Genomic DNA, 3,411 nt, shown 5'->3' on the forward strand with positions numbered 1-3,411 from the left:
CTTGGCGAGGCTGCGTCAGCGGTGTATCAGACACACCGCTGACGCAGCCTCGCCAAGGCTCGACAGCTGCTACGTGTCATAACGGGTTAATCCCGCGCCAGGGCTTCAATCGGATCCAGCCGCGCCGCATTCCTCGCTGGCACAAACCCGAACACAATCCCGATCAACGTCGAACACGCAAACGCGGTCACCACCGACCCCAGGGAAAACACCATTTCCCACTCCTTCACAAACAACGAAAACAGATAGCCGATGGCGAACGACAGCGAGATGCCGATCATTCCGCCAATCAGGCAGACCATCACCGCCTCCACCAGGAACTGCTGGCGAATGTCCGACTGCCGCGCGCCCACCGCCATGCGTATCCCGATTTCACGGGTGCGTTCAGTCACCGACACCAGCATGATGTTCATCACCCCGATGCCCCCTACCAACAACGAAATCACCGCAATCAACGACAGCAGCAACGCCAGGGAACGGCTGGTTTTCTGCACCGTCTGCATGATGCTGTCGAGGTTGTTGGTAAAAAAATCCTTGGTGCCGTGGCGTTGCAACATCAGCCTGGTGACGTTCTCTTCCACCACCTTGCTCGGCTGCCCGTCCTTGATACGCACGGTGATGCTGTCGAGGTGGCGCTGGCCCAACAGCCGCCCGGCCGCTGTCTCATAAGGCACCCACACGTTCAAGGCCTTGCTGGCGGCGAACATGTTTTTATTGTCGGCCGTCACCCCAATTACCGTGCACGGCAGGCTGCCGACCAGGATCACTTGGCCCAGCGGGTCCACACCGGGGCCAAACAACCGATGGCGCGCGTTGTGGTCGATCACCACCACCTGCGCCTGGCGCCGGGCGTCGCTCTCGCTGAAGGTAATCCCGGCTTCGAGCTTCAAGCCCTTGACCTGGAAATAACGGTCGCTGACGCCATTGACCTGGGCGTCCAGGTCGATGTTGCCGTAGCGCAGCAACAGGTTGCGCCCCACCACCGGCGTGGCGCTGTCCACGTAATACAGCTGGTTCAGCGCCTCCACGTCCGATGGCAACAGGGTCTCGATGGCCGACGCGCGGCTGTCTCCGAAGCTCTTGCCGGGAAAGATATCGATGGTGTTGCTGCCGATGGCCTGGATGTCCTTGAGCACATAACGCTTGGCGCCTTCGCCGATGGCCGAGATCGACACCACCGAGGTGATGCCGATGACGATGCCGAGCATGGTCAGCAAGGTTCGCATGCGATGGGAAATCAGCGCGACCCAGGCCATGTTGAAGGCCTCCTTGAACAACCCAAGGCTGGCCACCAACTTGCGCGCACCACTGCGCCTGGGCTCAATGGGCGCTTCGTTGGGCAGGTCGAGGCCGACGCTTTGATTGGCGCGATCACTGACAATCTCGCCATCGCGTACCTCAATGATCCGCTGGGCATTGGCCGCGACTTTCGGATCGTGGGTGACGATGATCACCGTGTGCCCGACGGCGTGCAGCTCGGCCAGGATGCGCATTACTTCCTTGCCGCTGTGAGTGTCGAGGGCGCCGGTGGGCTCGTCGGCGAGGATTACTTCGCCGCCGTTCATCAAGGCCCGGGCGATACTCACCCGCTGCTGCTGGCCGCCGGACAACTGGCTCGGGCGATGGCTCAAGTGCCCCGACAAACCCAGGCGTGCCAGCAAGTCTGCGGCGCGGCTATGCCGGGCGGTTTGCGGCGTACCGGCATAAATCGCCGGCATTTCCACGTTGTGCAACGCGCTCAAATGCGCCAGCAGGTGGTAACGCTGGAAGATAAACCCGAAGTAGTCGCGGCGCAGTTCCGCCAGTTGTTCATCACCCAGGGTGCGAGTTTCGATGCCATTGATCTTGTAGCTGCCGGCGGTGGCGTAATCGAGGCCACCGAGGATGTTCATCAAGGTGGATTTACCCGAGCCCGAGGCCCCGGTAATCGCGACCATTTCCCCGGCATGGATGGTCAGGTCGATGCCCTTTAGGGCAATGAATTCGCGGTCACCGGCCATGAAACTGCGCACGATGCCTTTCAGCTCCAGCAGTGGCTGACTCATCACTCAGCCCCCCGCCACGGCGGGCGATGGGTCGCCGATCACCACCTTGTCGCCTTCGGCCAGGCCAGCGAGGATCTGCACCTTGACGTTGTTATTGATACCGGTCTGCACTGGCCGCGTGTTGGCCTTGCCCTTGGCGTCCAGCACCCGCACCGGGAAGCTGCCGTCGGCATTGCGCGGGCCGAGTGCGGCCACCGGCACGGTCAACGCGGCCTTGGCGGTGTCGAGCACGATCCGCACTTGTGCGGTCATGGCGATGCGCAGGCGGTGGTCGGGGTTGGGCACGTCAAAGAGGGCGTTATAGAACACCGCGGTGTTTTGCTTTGGGGTGCCGGCGGTCTGGGTTTCGAGAAAGTTTTGCGGGGCCGGTTCGGTGCCACGCAGTTTGGCGTAGTAGCGCTTGTCGGCCTCGCCGAGGATGGTGAAGTACACCTGCTGGCCGGGGCTGATATGGATCACGTCAGCCTCGGAGACCTGGGCCTTGACGGTCATGGTGTCCAGGTCTGCCAGCTTGAGCAGCACCGGTGCCAATTGGCTGGCGATCACCGTCTGGCCTTCCTGGGTGACGATGCCCACTACATCGCCGTCGATGGGCGCGACGATGCGGGTGTAGGCCAGGTTGATCTTGGCGGTGTCGATCTGGATGTGGGCGCTTTTGATCTGTGCGTCGAGGGACATCAGGTTGGCGCGTTGGACTTCGTAGTTGGATTCGGCGGTTTCAAAGTCCTGGCGGGACACCGATTCGTCCTCTTGCAGGCCTTGATAGCGTTGGTAGACGGACTTTGTTTCCTTGAGCTGTGCGGCGGTGGCGCGGCGTTGGGCCTTGAGGTTTTCTTCATCGACCTCGGCTTTGCGCAGGGTGTTTTGCAGGATCAACGGGTCGATTTCGGCGAGCCATTGGCCCTTTTTGACCTTATCGCCGACCTTTACCTTCAGGGACTTGAGTTGGCCGGAGACTTGGGCGCCGACGTCGACCTGCTTGACGCCTTCGAGCAGGCCGGTGGCCAGGACCGCGTTTTCAATGTCACCGCGTTCGGCGGTGGCGGTCAAGTATTGCGGCGCGTCTGCGGGTGCCTGCACGGTGTAGATGATCAGGGCGGCGGCGATTGCCAGGGCCAGGGCCATTCCTGTTTTGCGAAGCTTTGACTTTTCCATAAGTGACCACAGAAGACGTTGAAGTTGGTCCGGCTTTTGGCTCGGAGTACATATCCATTTTTTGGTAACGGCTGATATTGATTCTGCTTTTACAGAGGCTCACTTTTGAACAGCGCAAAAGTAAGCAAAACGCTCTTGCCCCACCACCCAGGTGACCCGCTGTAAGAGCGGAACCATAAGCCGCCGTTACCGCAGCAACGGATATGTACCC

2 protein-coding genes are annotated in these 3,411 nt (G+C 60.9%); both read right to left on the reverse strand.

Translation table 11 applies throughout. The annotated features are described in order from the left end of the window. Positions 1 to 86: 86 nt before the first annotated feature. A complete protein-coding gene (locus tag RGV33_RS21455) occupies positions 87 to 2,045 on the reverse strand; it encodes a MacB family efflux pump subunit (protein WP_322146019.1) in 1,959 nt (652 codons plus the stop codon). 3 nt (positions 2,046 to 2,048) lie between these two features. After that, positions 2,049 to 3,200: a macrolide transporter subunit MacA gene (gene macA, locus RGV33_RS21460; RefSeq protein WP_322146020.1), complete on the reverse strand. Its 1,152-nt coding sequence runs from the start codon at positions 3,198 to 3,200 to the stop codon at positions 2,049 to 2,051. Positions 3,201 to 3,411: the final 211 nt, after the last annotated feature.

This window comes from Pseudomonas sp. Bout1 (assembly GCF_034314165.1).
In the GTDB taxonomy this organism is placed as follows: Bacteria; Pseudomonadota; Gammaproteobacteria; order Pseudomonadales; family Pseudomonadaceae; genus Aquipseudomonas.

Excerpts from the sequence above, each read along its gene's own strand:
- RGV33_RS21455 (WP_322146019.1), bottom strand. The coding sequence starts at position 2,045 with ATGAGTCAGCCACTGCTGGAGCTGAAAGGCATCGTGCGCAGTTTCATG.
- macA (WP_322146020.1), bottom strand. The coding sequence starts at position 3,200 with ATGGAAAAGTCAAAGCTTCGCAAAACAGGAATGGCCCTGGCCCTGGCA.